Genomic DNA, 16,279 nt, shown 5'->3' with positions numbered 1-16,279 from the left:
CCCTAGCGCGCGGTGCGCCACGTTTAACGTGAGGGCTTATTTTCGGGCGCGGCGCTGCGGGCGGGGCGGGGTGACGCCGTCGGCAAGCCGGCGCGTCCAGATCAGGAACGCGGTGTGCGCGTTCATGCGGTGCTCCGGGCGGGTGGCCAAGCCCTCCACCTTCCATTCACGCACGAGAGACTCCCAGGCGCGCGGCTCCGTAAAGCACTTCAGCTCGCGGATTCCCTCCATCACCTTCATCAGCTGCGGCACGGTGGCCACATAAGTCATGAAGACGCCGCCCGGGATGAGGATATCGCGCACCTTCTCGAGGTGCTCCCAGGGTTCGAGCATGTCCAAGATGACGCGATCCACGGGGCCGCCGAGCTCCTCGACGGTCACATCGGCCAAATCGCCAAGCCGCGGGCTCCACCACTCGGGCTGCTCACCGAAGTATTCGGCGACGTTATCCACGGCGTATTCCAAGTGGTCATCGCGTACCTCATAGGAGAAAACGTGGCCTTCTGGCCCTACGGCGCGCAAGAGGGTCATTGAGAGTGCTCCGGAGCCGGCGCCGGCTTCCAGCACGCGCGCACCCATGAAGATATCGCCCTCGACCAGGATCTGCGCGGAGTCCTTGGGGTAAATCACCGCGGCGCCGCGCGGCATCGACAAGACATGGTCCACCATGAGGTGGCGGAACAAGAGGAAGGAGCTGCCCAGCGTCGAATCGATGACGGAGCCCTCATCCATGCCGACGATGTCATCGTGGTTGATGATGCCCTTGTGCGAATGGAACTGGCCTCCCTCCTCGAGGACGATGGTGTAATGACGCCGCTTGGCATCCGTGAGCTGCACGCGGTCGCCGTAGCGGAAGGGGCCAGAATAAGCCATAGCGTGAAAAACCTTTCACAAAGTTAGGGGCAAGGACTAACCAACCAAGTATGCCTCAAGGGCGTCACCAAGCCATAGTTGGTCGCGCTCGCCTACCAGCTCACGGATCGAGTGCATCGAGAGCATCGGCACTCCCACATCAACGGTGGGGATGCCCAGACGGGTGGCAGAAATCGGCCCGATGGTGGAGCCACACGGGACATCGTTATTTCCCACGAAGCGCTGGACCGGAACGCCCGCACGGTGGCAGGCAGATTCCCACAGGGCCACGGTATTGGCGTCGGAAGCGTAGCGCTGGTTGCCGTTGATCTTGGTCACCGGGCCGTGGCCGATGATCGGGTGATGCGTGGGATCGTGCTTTTCGGCGTAGTTGGGGTGCACGGAGTGCGCGGCGTCGGCCGAGACACAGCTGGAGCGCGCAAACATCTGGAAACGCTGCTCCTCGTTTGCGCCGAGGGCACGGGCGGTGCGGGTCAGGATATCCCCCAGGATCGGGCCGCCTGCGCCGTAGCGCGAAGAGGAGCCCACCTCTTCGTGATCAAAGGCCGCCATGACTAGGACGTCCTTGTGCTCGATGGAATCGGCGTTCTTTGCAGCAGCGAGCAGGGCACGCAGCGAAGCATGAACGGAAGAAAGGTTGTCCATGCGCCCGGCAGCGATGAGCTTTTCGCCGGCGCCAAAGACCTCACCGCGCTGGGCATCCGCGGTAATCAGGTTGAAGGAAGCGATATCTTCTGGGTCTACGCCAAGCTGCTTGCCGACGACCCCCATCACCGACGTCTCCGGAGTACCTACGGAGAGCACCGGCTGCATGTGGCGTTGGCGATCCGGCTTGAATTCATCTTTGCGGTAGAGGTGGATCGCCAAGGAAGGCAAGCGCAGCAAGGGTCCGGTATTGACCAAGTGGCGGTTGCCATCCTTCGTGATGACCTGGCCGCCGACGGTGAGCTCGCGGTCGAACCAGCTGTGGAGAAGCACCCCGCCATAGACCTCGACGGCTACCTGCTGCCACCCTGCGGAATCGAAGTCCGGGGTGGGCTTGAGAGCCAGGCCGGGTGAATCGGTGTGGGAGCCGATAATGCGGAAGCCGGAATCCGGGCCGGCGCCTTCGGGGACATACCATGCCATGACCGCACCACCCCGGACCATGACATGACCGCCTGGTGCTGCTGACCATTCGTCAGACTCATCTTGGCGGCTAAAGCCGGCGGCGACGAGCGTGCGCGCCACCTCTTCAGCCGCGTGATAGGACGAGGGGCTGGCTGCGATGAAATCAAGAAACTCTTGCGTAGTGCTCATGCCATCTAGCTTGCCACGGACGGTCGGGAGATGCGGGAAGGTTCGCGGTGGGCTATGCGCTAGGCTGAGAAACACTATGCCGAAACGACTAGCCCTCTCCCCTTCCCGTGCCTCCGACTACAAACAATGCCCGCTGCTCTATCGCTTCCGGGCTATTGACAAGTTGCCCGAGCCCAAGACGAAGGCCCAGGTGAAGGGAACGCTGGTCCACGCTGTGCTGGAGAAGATGCATCAGCTGCCCCGCGAGCAACGCGAGTACCCAGCCGCGGTGAAGATGATTAAGCCCGAATGGGCGGTGATGCTGGGCAAAGACCCCGAGCTGCGTGAATTGGTGCCGGAGCCCGAAGAACTGGACTTCTTCGTCGAGGCGCGCGAACTGGTCAAGGGCTACTTCCAGATGGAAAACCCCCAAGGCTTCGACGCCCACAAGTGCGAGATGTACGTCGATACAGTCCTGCCCAACGGCGTGCCCGTCCGTGGGTTCATCGACCGCGTTGATGTTGCTCCCACCGGCGAGGTACGCGTGGTGGACTATAAAACCGGTAAGAAGCCGCTCCCCCGCTACTCCCAGGACGCGCAGTTCCAGATGAACTTCTACGCGCTGGTGTACTGGCGGCTGCTCGGCACCATCCCCACGCAGTTGCGGCTGATGTACCTCAAGGTCCTGGATTCGATGTTCCTCACGCCGGGGCCGGAGGAGCTCGAGTACTTCGAGCGCGACCTGGGTGAGCTCTGGGCCAAGATCGAAGGCGATGGCAAGTCCGGTGACTTCAGGCCCAAGACCTCGAAGCTCTGCGGCTGGTGTTCTTTCCAACACCTATGCCCCGCCTTCGGCGGCACGCCACCCGAGTACCCCGGGTGGCCGGACCGGGCCTCGTAGACGGCGCCCCGAAGAGCGCGCCGCGGCTTAGAACAGGCCAGAGATGGAACCGTCTGCGTCAACATCGATGTTGTTGGCCGCGGGCTTCTTCGGCAGACCCGGCATGGTCATGACGTCGCCGGTCAGCGCCACGATGAAGCCAGCGCCTGTGCGGGGCTGCAGCTCGCGGACATGAAGGACGTGGCCTTCCGGGGCGCCGAGCTGGCTCGGATCATCCGAGAAGGAATACTGGGTCTTGGAAATGACAACTGGGAACTCCTCCCAACCGTTGTCCTTGATGTACTTCAAATCCTTCAGCGCCTTAGACGAGTATTCCACCCGCTCTGCTCGGTAGATTTCCCTCGCAATGGTGTCGATGGAGGCCTCTATGCCCTCAGCGGGATCGTAGAGCTGGTGGGAGTTACCCTCGGAAAGATTCTCCAGAAGGCGCTCAGCCAACGCTGTTGCTCCCGCTCCGCCCTTGGCCCACACTTCTGCTTCTTCGAGCGCGACGTCGAAATCGGCGGCCCACTGGCGCATGAACTCGCGCTCGGCCTCGGTATCGCTCCAGAAGAGGTTGAGAGCGACCACTGGCTTGAGGCCAAACTTGCGCACGTTCTCAACGTGGCGCTCGAGGTTCACCACGCCCTTCTTTAGCGCCTCCAGGTTCTCGGTAGTGAGTTCCTCGCGCGGCTGTCCGCCGTTGTACTTCTGGGAGCGGATAGTCGCAACAACGACGGCACCGGCGACGTCAAGGTCACCGAAGCGGGACTTGATATCCATGAACTTTTCGCCCCCGAGATCTGCACCGAAACCTGCCTCCGTGAGGACAATGTCACCGAAGCGCATGGCCGTTTGGGTCGCCAGCAGAGTATTGCAGCCGTGAGCGATATTGGCGAAGGGGCCGCCATGGACAAAAGCAGGTGTACCGCCCAGGGTCTGGACCAGGTTAGGGTTCAGGGCATCGCGCATGAGCGCTGTTAGTGCGCCTTCTGCTCCCAATTCGCGGGCGGTTACTGGCTTTTGGTCGTAGGTGTAGCCCACAGTGATGTCACCGAGGCGCTTCTTCAGGTCGGCCAAGTCGGTTGCGAGGCCGAGGATGGCCATGATTTCCGACGCCGCCGTAATGGTGAAGCCAGTCTCCCCCGGCACGCCATGGGCGGGGCCACCGAGCCCGGTAACGACGTGGCGCAGGGCACGGTCATTGACGTCAACGCAGCGCTGCCAGGTAATGCGGCGCGGATCGATGTTGAGCGCATTGCCCTGGTGGATGTGGTTATCGATGATGGCGGCCAAGGTGTTGGTGGCCGCGGCGATAGCGTGGAAGTCACCGGTGAAGTGGAGATTGATGTCCTCCATTGGGACAACCTGAGAGTAGCCGCCACCCGCGGCGCCGCCCTTGATGCCCATGACAGGGCCCTGGGAAGGCTCGCGAAGGGCGACGATAGCCTTCTTGCCCAGCTGCGTGAGGGCGTCGGTCAAGCCGATAAGAACAGTAGATTTACCCTCGCCAGCTGGCGTCGGTGAGACGCCGGTGACGAGGACCAATTTGCCATCTGCGGGAGTATCCCCAACTTGAGTGATATCCACTTTGGCTTTGCTTTGCCCATAAGGAATAAGGGCCGTCTCCGGAATGCCTGCACGTGCAGCAATATCCGAAATCGGTTCGAGCTGGTGAGCTTGAGCAATATCAACATCAGAAGGTTGCGTAGTCATGCTCACCAGCTTAGCGCGCTAAAGAAGCGCGCTAAGCAACATCAAAATTTTTCTAAATGATGCTAGGTGATGCTAGATAAGGACTGCGCCAAAGGCGTAGCACAGGAGGACCGACAAGACGATGCTCACAGTGCCTGGAATGATGAACGGGTGGTTGAAGACAGCCTTGCCAATGCGAGTCGAGCCAGTGTCATCCATTTCGACGGCCGCCAACAAGGTCGGGTACGTCGGCAGGATGAACAGCGCGGACACTGCTGGGAAGGCAGCCACTGCGGTAAGCGGGTTGACGCCGAGGGCCAGGGCTGCCGGCATGAGAGCCTTGGTGGTTGCGGCCTGCGAGTACAGGAGCGCCGCAGCGAAGAAGAGCACGATGGCCAGCAGCCACGGGGCGGACTCAATGATGGACCCGGAGATGGCCTGGATGTCCTCCATGTAGTGGTTGATCAGCGTGGTACCCAACCATGCGACACCGAGCACACAGATACAGGCGGACATACCCGACTTAAAGACAGGCGTGTTGAGAACGTCGCCGGCGGGGACCTTGGTGACCATGACAATGAGGGTTGCAGCGGTGAGCATCACTGTCATGATGGCCTCGTTACGCGGCAGCGTCGGTTCCTCGATAAGACCCACCTGGGATGAGGTAAGGGTGGCCCACAGCATCACGATGACGATGGCGACGAGGAAGATGATGACCGAGGTCTTTGCACCTTGTGCCGGAGCGTAGTTCTGGGAACCCTGCGGCAGCTTCACCAAGCCCTGGGCCTTGCGCTCTTGGTAAACGGGGTCATCTTCGAGTTCTGCGCCCGAGCGGTTTGCTACCCAAGCGGCAGGGAAAATGGAGAGGAACGTAGCCGGAATGAGGACCGCGAGGATCTGCAAATAGCCCACGCCCATCGGCTCCAGCAGCGAAGCCAACAGAACGACGGCTGCGGAAATAGGTGAGGCACAGATTGCCATCTGCGAGGCTACGACGGAAATCGAAAGCGGACGGGAAGGACGGACCTTGCCTTCCTTCGCTACCTCAACGATAACCGGGAGCGTGGAGAACGCCGTGTGGCCGGTGCCCGCTAGGACGGTCATCAACCACGTAACGATAGGTGCGTAGAACGTGATCCTCTTTGGGTTCTTGCGAAGAAACTTTTCGGCAAGGTAGACCAGATAGTCCATACCGCCAGCGCGCTGCATGGCAGCAATGGCGGCGATCACGGTCATGATGATGCCAATGACATCAAAGGGGATGTCTTCACGCGTTACGGGGACACCGGTGAGGCCGAGTAGTAGAACGCCCAAGCCGCCGGCCATACCAATACCGATCGAACCAATTCGGGCACCGAGATAAATCGCCGCAAGGACGATAATGATGTGCACAACAACCATTATGTAACTCCAATATGTGCAGGTGAACTGCAGTATGGGTGGTAATTCGCGCTGTGGTCAGTACACGACCTGGGCGCGACAACTGACAGTTCTAATTCTGCCCTATTTATGTGGCTTTGGCGAGAATCCAGGCCCGATTGTGTCCGTTTACACACCGATGCCAACCACTGCTCCCCCATCGGGGTGTCCACGGTGTCGGTAGCATCAGTTGGATTGAAAACAGTCAAACGCCCGTACCACCTTCAGCGAGGCAGTACGGGCGTGGACGAAACAGCAGAGCGCATTTACAACACTGGTGCTGTCGACGGTTTATTCATCGATGTAGAGCTGACCGCGGAACTCCGGGTGCATGAGGTTCTCAACGGACAGAACCTTGTTAAGGGTCTCCTCATCGAGCAGGCCCTTCTCCAGAACGAGCTCCTTAACACCCTTGCCGGTCTTGAGGGACTCCTTAGCAATCATGTCACCGTTGTGGTGACCAATGAACGGGTTCAGGTAGGTGACGATACCGATGGAGTTCTCAACGTACGCGCGGCAAACATCAGCGTTAGCCGTGATGTCCACGACGCACTTCTCACGCAGGGTGTCGACGGCGTTGCCCATGATGCGGATGGACTGGAACAGTGCCTCTCCGATAACCGGCTCCATGACGTTGAGCTGCAGCTGACCAGCCTCGGCAGCCATGGTGACTACGTGGTCATTACCGAAGATCTTGAAGCAGACCTGGTTGACAACCTCCGGGATAACCGGGTTGACCTTACCCGGCATGATGGAGGAACCGGCCTGACGCGGTGGCAGGTTGATCTCTGCCAGGCCGGCGCGCGGGCCAGAGGCCAGCAGGCGCAGGTCGTTACAGATCTTGGCCAGCTTCATCGCTGCGCGCTTAATGGTGGAGTGCAGAAGCACGTAGGCGCCACAGTCGGAGGTTGCTTCAATGAGGTCGCGGGCGGTCTTGATCTCAAGGCCCGTAACCTCAGATAGTGCTGCGGTGACCTGGTGGCGGTAGCCGGCCGGGGTGTTCACGCCGGTACCGATGGCGGTTGCGCCGAGGTTTATCTCCAGCAGGCGCTTCTGGGCGTCACGCAGGATGGCCTGCTCTTCGGCCAAGTTGTGAGCGAAGGCCTTGAATTCATCACCCAGGGTCATCGGCACTGCGTCCTGCAGCTGGGTGCGGCCCATCTTCAGGATGTCAACGAACTCATTGCCCTTGGCGTGGAATGCAGCCTGCAGCGCGTCGATACGCTCAATGAGGTCCTCCATCGCGTAGTAGATGCCGAGACGGAAGCCGGTCGGGTACGCGTCGTTGGTGGACTGGGACATGTTGACATCATCGTTCGGGTTGATGATGTCGTAGGCACCCTTTTCCTCACCGAGGTGCTCGAGCGCCAGGTTGGCCACAACCTCGTTGGTGTTCATGTTGAGCGAGGTGCCAGCGCCACCCTGGAAGACATCCAGCGGGAACTGGTCCATGCAGCGGCCTTCTTCCAGAATCTGGTCACAAGCCCAGATAATTGCTTCTGCCTTCTTCTTCGGAAGAACGTGCAGGCGGCGGTTGGCCATAGCGGTGGCCTTCTTGACCTGGACCATGCCGCGGATGAAGTCCGGGATGGTGTTGATGGTCACGTAGGAAATCTGGAAGTTTTCGATAGCGCGGAGCGTGTGAACGCCGTAGTACGCATCGTTCGGAACTTCCAGGGAGCCGAGAAGGTCAGTCTCAGTACGCGTCTTCTTGCTAGAGGCGGACTTCGAAGACTTGTTGGTGGCCTTTTCTTCGACCTGGGATTTTACATCCTTGGTCTCTTTGGCCTCTGCTTGTGCATCCTTCTTAGTTGTCTTTGCCATCGGGGCTGACTCCTTGCATAAAAATCGAAGAACGATGATGGTCAGTCCCCATCGTAGCTAGGAGCCCGAATAAAATGTTTGGAATCTCCCCCTAAAAGCGGGCAATCCGAAGATCCGAGGCAAGAATTGCCTCTGCCCCGAGCTCTTCGAGGCTGTCCATAACTTGGTTGGCCAGTTTGCGGGGAACCATGACGCGCACGGCAACCCACCCTTCACGGGCCAAAGGAGAGATGGTCGGTCCTGTAAGCCCAGGGGTCACCGCCTCGACGTCTGGCAACTTTTCTTCTGCCACGTTGTAGTCCAGCATGACGTAGTGGCGCGCATTGAGGATTCCTCGAATGCGGCTAAGCACAACGTTTTCATCAGCGGTGACGTCTTCTCCCTCACGCTTTATCACCACGGCCTCCGAGGAGACGATGGGGTCGCCGAAGGGTTCAAGCCCCTGCTGGCGGAGGGTGGCTCCTGTGGAGACAACGTCGGCAATGACGTCCGCGACTCCAAGGTGAATCGAAATCTCTACTGCACCGTCAAGGCGGATAACCTCGGCATCGATTCCATTGGCAGCGAGGTGATCGCGTACCACGTTGGGATAGGACGTGGCGATGCGCTTGCCTTGCAGCTTGGCGACGTCCCACTGCTCCCCTGCTGGTGCGGCGTAACGGAAGGTCGAGCCGCCAAAATTGAGTGCTAGAACTTCATTGAATTTCGCTCGGGAATCGAGCGCCAAGTCTCGACCAGTAATTCCCAGATCCAAGACGCCTTGTGCCACGTAGATAGCGATATCCTTTGGGCGCAGAAAGAAGAACTCGACTCCGTTCTCCTCGTCCACGACGTTGAGCGATTTACTGTGTCCGCGGCCCTTGTAGCCGGCTTCCTTGAGGATTTCAAGGGCTGCCTCGGACAGCGATCCCTTGTTGGGGACGGCGATTTTGATCATCAGTGTGTGGTGCTTTCTACGCTGAATACGGTGAATGGTGGGACGGCTTTATGGCCGATTAAAGGTAGGTGTAAATGTCTTCGAGCTTCAGGCCACGCTTATGGGCCATAACCTGGAGCCAATACAGCAGCTGTGACATCTCCTCAGCGAGCTCTTCATCAGACTGGTATTCCGCGGCGATCCACACTTCGCCAGCCTCTTCGATGATCTTCTTGCCCAGATGGTGGATGCCTTTGTCAAAAGACTCCACGGTGCCGGAGCCCTCAGGGCGTTCGGCGATCTTCTGGGACAGTTCCTCAAATAGGCTCTCAAAATTCTTCACGGTGGTTTATTCTTCCACACCGCTGCATAAAATTCTGCTAGTCGGCCGAAATTCTCAGTTACGCAAAGCCGGCTGACATGATGCGCAACTGAAATCGGTACGTCTAGTCGGCGCGCAACCGGCTAAACCACTCGTGAACATTGGCCGCCGTCGCCCCCTTCAGATGACGGTGAGCAGAGCCCCGGAGGTCAGTAATTTCGGTGGCTTGCTCGGGCACCGCGACGTGGTCTCCCTCCGGCAGTCCGATGACGGTGCACCCGGCGTCGACAGCCGCGCGCATACCTGCCGCAGAGTCTTCAAATACAAGGCAGTCCCGTGGATCGGCACCCACTCGACGCGCCGCCTCGATATACATATCGGGGGCAGGTTTGCCTTGGGGTACTTCGTCACCGCAAATCGTGTCGACGAAGTACTCGCGGCCTAAGGCCGCAATCGCGGAATCAGCCACATATCGTTCCGTGTTTGTGGTCACGATCATCGGCATTCCCAGGCCCTTGAGTTCGTCGAGCAGCTCGGGAATCCCCGGGAAAATCTCCAGGTGTTGGGCAAAAAGGGACCTGACGTAATCGAACATGAGCGCACGATAGCGTTCGTTATCTCCTGGCTGAAGCGTAACGCCTGCTTTGTGCGCACAGATGCTGAGTGTGTCTTCGAAGGTAGCGCCAACCGTGGCTAAGCGCTCCGTGGGTGTTAACCGGCGCCCTAGTGTTTCAGAGAGATAAAAAGTGGCCTCTTCCCACAGGGGCTCGGAGTTGGTCAGTGTGCCGTCCATATCCCAAAAGATTGCTGCTGGACGGGTAGTGAAAGCGGAAGTTGCGTGGTCAGTCAATTAGAAGTCCAGCTCCGGAAGCTGCGCGAGCGCCTCATCGTCCGCACCGGTTGCCGCAGAGGCGGAGTGAATAAGCTCTGTGAGCTCTTCCTTCTCCTCCGGTTCCAGCACTGCATCTGCGTTTTCTTGGTTGAAGGCCGCGAGCTTGTCCACGGTGGGGCGTACCGCGGCGCTCAGGAGTGACCCTTCAGGGTCATCCGGAAGCTTATCCATATCGTCGAGGAAGGACTCCAAGATAGTGCGAAGGCGTGGGAGTACCGCGGCATCAAACGGGGCCTCCCAGAATTCCTTTTCTTCTTCCTTGAGGTAATCCCCGGTAGCGAAGGACTGTAGGTTGGACATGAACTCATCAACGGTGGGCTGGAATTCTGCACGAATCGTCATGAGCTAAATCATGCCTGAAGTTACCTAGAGGCGCACGCCCAGCAAGGAATTAACTGCGGTGCGCAGCAAATCGGATGCCTCTTCTGTTGCTTCCCCGGATTCTGGAGCCTTCTTCGCCCATTCATCGAGAACCGCAATGGCGCGCGGAGTATCGAGATCATCAGCCAACGCCAACCGCAGGTGCTGAATGACTTCCTTGACCTCCTCCACCGTGCCCGGATGGCTTAAAGCTTCGCGCCATCGCTGGAGTCGCTCCTGCGCAGTGCGCAAAACGTCATCTGACCAGTCGCGGTCGGCACGGTAGTGGCCGGCGAAGACACCCAAGCGAATCGCTGAGGGATCGACGCCCGCCTCCACGAGCTTGTGGACGAACACGAGGTTGCCCAAAGACTTGGACATCTTGGTTCCGTCCAAGCCGATCATGCCGGTGTGTACATAGGACTGCGCCATGCGCTCCACGCCGAGCGCTGCTTCTGCGTGCGCTGCGGAGAATTCGTGGTGCGGGAACTTCAGGTCCGAACCGCCGCCTTGAACATCGAAGCTGGAGCCAAGCCGGTTGGTTGCGATGGCGGAGCACTCAATGTGCCATCCAGGGCGGCCCGGCCCAAAAGGCGAATCCCAGGCCGGTTCGCCTTCACGGTGCGCGCGCCAAATCAGAGCGTCAAGAGGATCGCGCTTGCCGGGGCGATCAGGGTCGCCACCGCGCTCGGCAAAGAAGGTCTCCATTTGCTCGCGGGTGTAATTCGACTCGTAGCCGAAGTTCTTCGTGGCCTCAATGGAGGCATAAATATCCGAGTACTCCGGATCGTCGACGACGTAGGCCGCATTGGCGTCGAGAAGCGCCTGCACCATCTCCGTAATCTCGTCGATGGCCTCCATCGCCCCCACAAAGTGATCCGGGGGGAACACGGAGAGCAGCTCCATGTCTGAGCGGAAAAGGTTGATTTGGGAGGTACCCAACTCGCGCCAATCCACACCATCGCGCTCCGCGCGCTCGAAGAGCGGATCATCCACATCGGTGATGTTCTGGGCGTAATTCACCTTGTAGCCGTTATCCAGCAGCTGGCGGTAAATCAGATCAAAGGTCAGATAGGTCGCGGCGTGGCCCAGGTGGGTCGAATCATATGGGGTGATGCCACAGACGTACATGGTGGCAGTCTCCCCACTGATGTCGAGCTTCTTTACCGCTTCATCAGCGGAGTCATAGAGGTGAAGCGGCGACGGGGCGCCAGGGACGGAATCGATGTGCGGGACAGGCCAAGATTGCATGCCCACAATCCTAACGTGTGCTGCCTCCGACGCGGGCGCATGGCCGGGCACATGGCTGTGTATCGCAGGGTGCTGCGGGGCTGGGCCTCTTCACCTCCTACGCGGCCAGCACGCCAAGGCCCAGCAAGAGCATGACGATCAGGCCGACGGGGATGCGGTAAGCGGCGAACCACTCGAAGGAGTGGCTGCCCACGAACTTCAGCAGCCAGGCGATAGATGCATAGCCCACAACGAAGGCGATGAGCGTGCCAACGAGTAATTGGGCGCCGGTGGCGGATTGTCCCACGGTGGGACCGAAGGCGTCGCCAAGCGAAAACAGCCCCGAGGCCATCACCGCCGGAATAGCCAAAAGAAAGCTAAAGCGCGTGGCCACCTCACGGTCGAGGCCGAGGAAGAGGCCACCGGAGATGGTGCCGCCGGAGCGTGAGACGCCAGGGATGAGCGCCAGGCATTGGCATAGTCCCATAACGATGGCATCGCGCATCGTGAGCTCGTCGAAGCCGCGGGTTTTCTTACCCACGCGCTCTGCCAGGATGAACACAAAGGAAAACAGGACGAGCATGGAAGCAGTAATCCATAGGTTGCGCAGGTTATCCCTAATCAGGTCTTTCCCCAGCACTCCCAGGATGCCAATCGGAATTGAGCCAACGATGACCATCCAACCCATTCGATAATCCTGACCGCGCTGGTCCTTATGTACGAGGCCCACGCACCAACCTTTCAGGATCTGCCAAATCATCCCTGCGAAGTAGACGATCACCGCCAGCTCGGTGCCCAGCTGGATGACAGCGGTGAAGGAAGCACCGGCATCCTGTCCCCAGAAAAGAGTGGAGACGATGCGCAAGTGCCCAGACGAGCTCACGGGCAGGAATTCGGTGAGGCCTTGGACAAGAGACAGGACGATGACCTGCAGCCATGTCATGGCTTCAGTTGTAGCTGTTGTAGTCACCCGCGATAGCCTACTCGGGAGTCCCATCGCTTCCTGTTTCCACCACGCTGGCTGCTAGGATGAGGGATCGTGAAAACGCGTCGAGTCCTGCTTTCTTTTGCCCTCCTTTCCAGCGCATGCGCGCTTGCCGCCTGTAATCCCACGGTCGGGGTTGGCGGGGACCCCGACTCGGCGGTCTATGGCAAGGCCGAGCCCGCATCCTCCCCGGCATCCGAGAAGCCGGTGGGTACCGTCGTGCCATTCGATGCAGCGACAGACCTCGCAGCCGTCGGCGACATCCTCGCCGTGCGCACCGAGGACTCGCTCGCGGTAGGTTCAGCTGCGGACTTTGAAGGCAAAAAGTCCACGCAGGTTACCGTGGACGAGAAATGTGGTGACCTCACCGCTTCTGAGAAGCACTTCCTTCTAGCGTGCGGGGATAGAGTTATGCTCATTGATCCGCTCAAGCCGGATTCCCCGCAGGAATTGGCTGTGGAAGAGGAGCAACCGGTGACGGTGGCTGCGGAAGCCTCCAGTGGCGAAGTCTTCGTTGGCTCGAAGGACTCCACCACCATCGGCGCGTACCTAGACGGCGAACGCACTACCGGCATCACTGTGGAAGCAGGCTCGGATCAGCTCATCTCCGTGCCTAATCCGGATGGCGCCGACGGCATCGTCCGTGTCTTGAGGGAGGACTCCACGATTCAATCGTTGGATTGGGAGAAGGAGCGTGCAGGCGGACGCCTTCGCGTGGGCCAAGGTGTAGGTCAGATCGCAGGCGGCGAGGGCGCCGTGGTTGTGGCTTCGGATACCGTCGGCAAGCGCATTGCCATCTATACCGCCAGCGACGTCATCCGCTTGCACCAGTACGGCAATACCGATGGCACGCCGTGGGGTGTGGCTTGGGACGCCGGGCGCAAGCTAGCGTGGGCGACAACTACAGACAACAACCTCCTCCACGCCTACACCATCGCTGCGGGTGTCCCGGAGAACGTCGGCACCATGGATACGGTGGCGGATGCGCGCAATGTTGCCGTGCTTGGCGACGGCACCCTCGTCGCCGCCTCCGCTTCTGGCGACGGGCTCCAATTCATTTCTGATCCACAGCTCTCGAAATCCCCGCGTTAGTATTTCAGTCCCCCCCTTCAGCCTCAACTTTCCAAAGGACAATGCATGCAGTACTCCGCTCTTGACCGCGCCCGCCACGTGGCTTACCAAGCCGCCTTGAAGGGGATGTTTAAGCTCAGCCCGGAAAGAATTCACGGGATCATCAACGGCGGGTTGGCTGTGTTCCAATCGGCCGGCCCCTTCAACCGAGCTCTAGGCAAAGCTTTGCCGGTTACCGATCCCGTCCTTGAACAAGACGTGTTTGGGGTGCACTTTCCGCGCCCGCTGGGTCTAGCAGCAGGCTTTGACAAGAACGCGGCGGCAGCCGACGTCTGGTCCCCCATCGGCTTTGGATACGCGGAGCTGGGCACCATCACCCCGAAGGCGCAGCCGGGAAACCCGGCTCCCCGGTTGTTCCGGCTCAAAGCAGACAAGGCCATCCTCAACCGCATGGGCTTCAATAACGAAGGGGCGCTGGCGGCCGCACGAAACCTCCGGAAGCGCCGCTACAACGATGTCATCGGCATCAATATCGGAAAGAACAAGGTCACCGAGGCTGAGCGCGCGGTGGATGACTACCGTCAGTGCGCATCAGTTCTCGGGGATTTGGCCGACTACGTTGTGGTCAACGTGTCCTCCCCTAATACCCCAGGGCTGCGTGACTTGCAGGCAGTGGAATCGCTGCGCCCCATCATGGAAGCCGTGGTGGAATCGACGTCCTCGCCGGTCTTGGTCAAGATTGCCCCAGACCTCAGCGATGAGGACATTGATGCCGTGGCGGATATGGCCGTTGACGTGGGGCTGGCGGGAATCGTGGCTACCAACACCACCATTTCTCGCGAGGGTTTGAAGACCCCATCCGCTGAGGTTGCCGCCATGGGCGCAGGCGGCGTGTCGGGTCCCCCAGTGGCTGCGCGTTCCTTAGAGGTGCTCAAGCGCCTCCATGCCCGCGTAGGAGACGACCTGGTGCTCATTTCCGCGGGCGGAATCTCCACCCCGGAGCAAGCATGGGAACGCATCACGGCAGGCGCTTCGCTGTTGCAGGGCTACACCGGCTTGATTTACGGCGGCCCGGAATGGATCCGTGACATCCACCGCGGCATTGCCCAGCAGATCCACGCTCACCGCCTCAGCAATATCTCGGAGGCCATTGGCTCTGGTCTTGAATGGATTGACTAGCCCGGCGAAGAGCTTTCAGGCCAGCCGCACGGAGCGCTTCAGCGTTTAGCGCAGTGTGCGGCGGATGATAACCGCGCACAGCCCTGCCGCCACTGCGTAGAGGAAGACGACGTATTGGCCCATCGTTGTAAGGACCGTACTAGGCAGCGCGCGGCTGGCGATGATAAGCACTAGCGCGAGAATCAGCGCAATGATTTGTTCGCGGCTACCACGCTGATCGCGGCGTTGGGTACTGAATGCGCCGACGAGGAGGGCCGCACCAACGATGGCGAGGCGGCGCCACGTCCATTCGAAGGTGGCGCCCCATCCGTCGGTGAAAATGGACACGAGCCCGAATAGCGCCAACACGGCAGCCAACAACATGAAAGCGCCGCCCACTCGCAGGGCGGCGGGGATTTCTACTCCGTCGGATGTGGGAGGGATGTCCGGGTTCTTACTCATTGTGATAAGTGTAATTGGGCCGCTTAGTGGGCCTCGTACCAGCCCCAGGTAATCGCGCGCCCGAGGGTGTGGAAATAAAGGTTGAAGCCGAGGACCGTAGGTGTTGCCTCCGCGTCGATCTCGAGGCATTCGACGTCGACGGCGTGAACGGCGAAGAGGTAGCGGTGCGGGGCGTGACCTGCAGGCGGCTGGGGGCCATAATAGACGCGCTGGCCAGAGTCACCGCGCAAGCTGATAACGCCTTCGAGTCCGAGATCCTCAGCGGCCCCTGCACCTGTGGGGAGCTCGCGTACGTCGGCCGGGATGTTGAAGGCAGCCCAGTGCCAGAAGCCGGACCCCGTCGGCGCGTCAGGATCAAAGCACGTGACGGCAAAGGACTTGGTCCCTTCGGGCACATCCGACCACGACAGCTGGGGCGAGACATTTTCAGGTGCGCGGAAGCGCTCTGCGATCTCCGCTCCCTCCTCGATATCGGACGAGGTCACGGTAAAAGCTGGGACATCCCCCAACGGTGCATAGGGGTCTGGGCCGGGGAAACGGGAGTCGGTGGCGTAGTTCGCAGTGGAATGTGAAGAGTTGCTAGTCATAAATCCATTTCTACCGGAAAGCTATCTGCCGCGTTGCCGCTTACTACCCGGCTGTCTCAGGAGGTGGCCGTGGATACGCAACTTTCATCGTTGTGTTTTCCTCGTTTAAGAACACAGTGAAAACCCGCTCTGAGGTGGCGATTTGTGAAGTTATGCCGGTTCGGGATACAGTATGCGAGTGCCCAGCCGAGAGGCTGAACAAACACCCTAGCCCGGGTGGCGGAATGGCAGACGCGCTAGCTTGAGGTGCTAGTGTCCTATTAACGGACGTGGGGGTTCAAGTCCCCCCTCGGGCACAGACCGAAGCCCCGTGCTTCACACCGTCAG

Annotated in this window: 16 protein-coding genes and 1 tRNA gene; 4 read left to right on the top strand and 13 right to left on the bottom strand. The window is 59.9% G+C overall.

Features of this window, described 5'->3' with window-relative positions:
* Positions 1–36: 36 nt before the first annotated feature.
* Both R3O64_RS06540 and R3O64_RS06535 read right to left on the bottom strand, forming a co-directional pair.
* On the bottom strand, positions 37–873 hold the full coding sequence (locus tag R3O64_RS06540) for a tRNA (adenine-N1)-methyltransferase (protein WP_070684945.1): 837 nt from the start codon (positions 871–873) through the stop codon (positions 37–39).
* A 36-nt stretch (positions 874–909) separates the two neighbouring features.
* Positions 910–2,172 (bottom strand): M18 family aminopeptidase, encoded by a 1,263-nt coding sequence (locus tag R3O64_RS06535; protein ID WP_143335222.1) that lies wholly within the window; start codon positions 2,170–2,172, stop codon positions 910–912.
* 76 nt (positions 2,173–2,248) lie between these two features.
* Here R3O64_RS06535 and R3O64_RS06530 point away from each other — a divergent pair, with 76 nt between their 5' ends.
* Positions 2,249–3,052, top strand: a complete 804-nt coding sequence (locus tag R3O64_RS06530) for a RecB family exonuclease (protein ID WP_143335223.1) — start codon at positions 2,249–2,251, stop codon at positions 3,050–3,052.
* A 27-nt stretch (positions 3,053–3,079) separates the two neighbouring features.
* Here the strand turns inward: R3O64_RS06530 and R3O64_RS06525 are convergent, their stop codons facing one another.
* The 9 genes from R3O64_RS06525 to R3O64_RS06485 form a co-directional block, all read right to left on the bottom strand.
* On the bottom strand, positions 3,080–4,747 hold the full coding sequence (locus tag R3O64_RS06525; RefSeq protein WP_143335224.1) for a formate--tetrahydrofolate ligase: 1,668 nt from the start codon (positions 4,745–4,747) through the stop codon (positions 3,080–3,082).
* Positions 4,748–4,819: 72 nt separating this feature from the next.
* Positions 4,820–6,127, bottom strand: a complete 1,308-nt coding sequence (locus tag R3O64_RS06520; RefSeq protein ID WP_070520532.1) for an anaerobic C4-dicarboxylate transporter — start codon at positions 6,125–6,127, stop codon at positions 4,820–4,822.
* A 309-nt stretch (positions 6,128–6,436) separates the two neighbouring features.
* On the bottom strand, positions 6,437–7,969 hold the full coding sequence (gene aspA, locus R3O64_RS06515) for an aspartate ammonia-lyase (RefSeq protein ID WP_070520535.1): 1,533 nt from the start codon (positions 7,967–7,969) through the stop codon (positions 6,437–6,439).
* Between the two features lie 91 nt (positions 7,970–8,060).
* Positions 8,061–8,906 carry an ATP phosphoribosyltransferase gene (gene hisG / locus R3O64_RS06510; RefSeq protein WP_070520538.1) on the bottom strand — a complete coding sequence of 282 codons (846 nt, stop codon included), beginning with the start codon at positions 8,904–8,906 and terminating at the stop codon, positions 8,061–8,063.
* A 58-nt stretch (positions 8,907–8,964) separates the two neighbouring features.
* Positions 8,965–9,228 (bottom strand): phosphoribosyl-ATP diphosphatase, encoded by a 264-nt coding sequence (locus R3O64_RS06505; protein ID WP_070520541.1) that lies wholly within the window; start codon positions 9,226–9,228, stop codon positions 8,965–8,967.
* Positions 9,229–9,331: 103 nt separating this feature from the next.
* Positions 9,332–10,057, bottom strand: coding sequence for an HAD family hydrolase (locus R3O64_RS06500; protein WP_070520544.1), 726 nt, complete (start codon positions 10,055–10,057; stop codon positions 9,332–9,334).
* Positions 10,058–10,441 (bottom strand): hypothetical protein, encoded by a 384-nt coding sequence (locus R3O64_RS06495; RefSeq protein WP_070520547.1) that lies wholly within the window; start codon positions 10,439–10,441, stop codon positions 10,058–10,060. It lies immediately after the preceding gene.
* A 24-nt stretch (positions 10,442–10,465) separates the two neighbouring features.
* Positions 10,466–11,710, bottom strand: coding sequence for a cysteine--1-D-myo-inosityl 2-amino-2-deoxy-alpha-D-glucopyranoside ligase (mshC, locus tag R3O64_RS06490; RefSeq protein WP_339016178.1), 1,245 nt, complete (start codon positions 11,708–11,710; stop codon positions 10,466–10,468).
* A 97-nt stretch (positions 11,711–11,807) separates the two neighbouring features.
* Positions 11,808–12,659: an undecaprenyl-diphosphate phosphatase gene (locus R3O64_RS06485; RefSeq protein ID WP_180952115.1), complete on the bottom strand. Its 852-nt coding sequence runs from the start codon at positions 12,657–12,659 to the stop codon at positions 11,808–11,810.
* Between the two features lie 69 nt (positions 12,660–12,728).
* Between R3O64_RS06485 and R3O64_RS06480 the strand changes: the two genes are divergently transcribed.
* Both R3O64_RS06480 and R3O64_RS06475 read left to right on the top strand, forming a co-directional pair.
* Positions 12,729–13,766: a hypothetical protein gene (locus R3O64_RS06480; RefSeq protein ID WP_339016174.1), complete on the top strand. Its 1,038-nt coding sequence runs from the start codon at positions 12,729–12,731 to the stop codon at positions 13,764–13,766.
* Positions 13,767–13,811: 45 nt separating this feature from the next.
* Complete coding sequence (locus tag R3O64_RS06475; protein ID WP_339016172.1) at positions 13,812–14,924, top strand: quinone-dependent dihydroorotate dehydrogenase; 1,113 nt, start codon at positions 13,812–13,814, stop codon at positions 14,922–14,924.
* A 45-nt stretch (positions 14,925–14,969) separates the two neighbouring features.
* On the opposite strand, the gene R3O64_RS06470 is transcribed toward R3O64_RS06475, so the two are convergent.
* Complete coding sequence (locus R3O64_RS06470) at positions 14,970–15,365, bottom strand: hypothetical protein (protein WP_070520563.1); 396 nt, start codon at positions 15,363–15,365, stop codon at positions 14,970–14,972.
* A gap of 23 nt (positions 15,366–15,388) precedes the next feature.
* On the bottom strand, positions 15,389–15,952 hold the full coding sequence (locus R3O64_RS06465) for a YbhB/YbcL family Raf kinase inhibitor-like protein (protein ID WP_339016171.1): 564 nt from the start codon (positions 15,950–15,952) through the stop codon (positions 15,389–15,391).
* A gap of 210 nt (positions 15,953–16,162) precedes the next feature.
* Here R3O64_RS06465 and R3O64_RS06460 point away from each other — a divergent pair.
* Positions 16,163–16,248, top strand: a tRNA-Leu gene (locus tag R3O64_RS06460).
* Positions 16,249–16,279: the final 31 nt, after the last annotated feature.

Source organism: Corynebacterium hesseae (genome assembly GCF_037850265.1).
Lineage (GTDB): Bacteria > Actinomycetota > Actinomycetes > Mycobacteriales > Mycobacteriaceae > Corynebacterium > Corynebacterium hesseae.
The sequence above is the reverse complement of the archived record's forward strand: the minus strand, read 5'-3'. Positions and strand labels throughout refer to the sequence as shown.

Excerpts from the sequence above, each read along its gene's own strand:
- R3O64_RS06475 (WP_339016172.1), top strand. The coding sequence starts at position 13,812 with ATGCAGTACTCCGCTCTTGACCGCGCCCGCCACGTGGCTTACCAAGCC.
- R3O64_RS06520 (WP_070520532.1), bottom strand. The coding sequence starts at position 6,127 with ATGGTTGTTGTGCACATCATTATCGTCCTTGCGGCGATTTATCTCGGT.
- mshC (WP_339016178.1), bottom strand. The coding sequence starts at position 11,710 with ATGCAATCTTGGCCTGTCCCGCACATCGATTCCGTCCCTGGCGCCCCG.
- R3O64_RS06540 (WP_070684945.1), bottom strand. The coding sequence starts at position 873 with ATGGCTTATTCTGGCCCCTTCCGCTACGGCGACCGCGTGCAGCTCACG.
- R3O64_RS06495 (WP_070520547.1), bottom strand. The coding sequence starts at position 10,441 with ATGACGATTCGTGCAGAATTCCAGCCCACCGTTGATGAGTTCATGTCC.
- R3O64_RS06535 (WP_143335222.1), bottom strand. The coding sequence starts at position 2,172 with ATGAGCACTACGCAAGAGTTTCTTGATTTCATCGCAGCCAGCCCCTCG.
- R3O64_RS06465 (WP_339016171.1), bottom strand. The coding sequence starts at position 15,952 with ATGACTAGCAACTCTTCACATTCCACTGCGAACTACGCCACCGACTCC.
- R3O64_RS06525 (WP_143335224.1), bottom strand. The coding sequence starts at position 4,747 with ATGACTACGCAACCTTCTGATGTTGATATTGCTCAAGCTCACCAGCTC.
- aspA (WP_070520535.1), bottom strand. The coding sequence starts at position 7,969 with ATGGCAAAGACAACTAAGAAGGATGCACAAGCAGAGGCCAAAGAGACC.
- R3O64_RS06530 (WP_143335223.1), top strand. The coding sequence starts at position 2,249 with ATGCCGAAACGACTAGCCCTCTCCCCTTCCCGTGCCTCCGACTACAAA.
- R3O64_RS06470 (WP_070520563.1), bottom strand. The coding sequence starts at position 15,365 with ATGAGTAAGAACCCGGACATCCCTCCCACATCCGACGGAGTAGAAATC.
- hisG (WP_070520538.1), bottom strand. The coding sequence starts at position 8,906 with ATGATCAAAATCGCCGTCCCCAACAAGGGATCGCTGTCCGAGGCAGCC.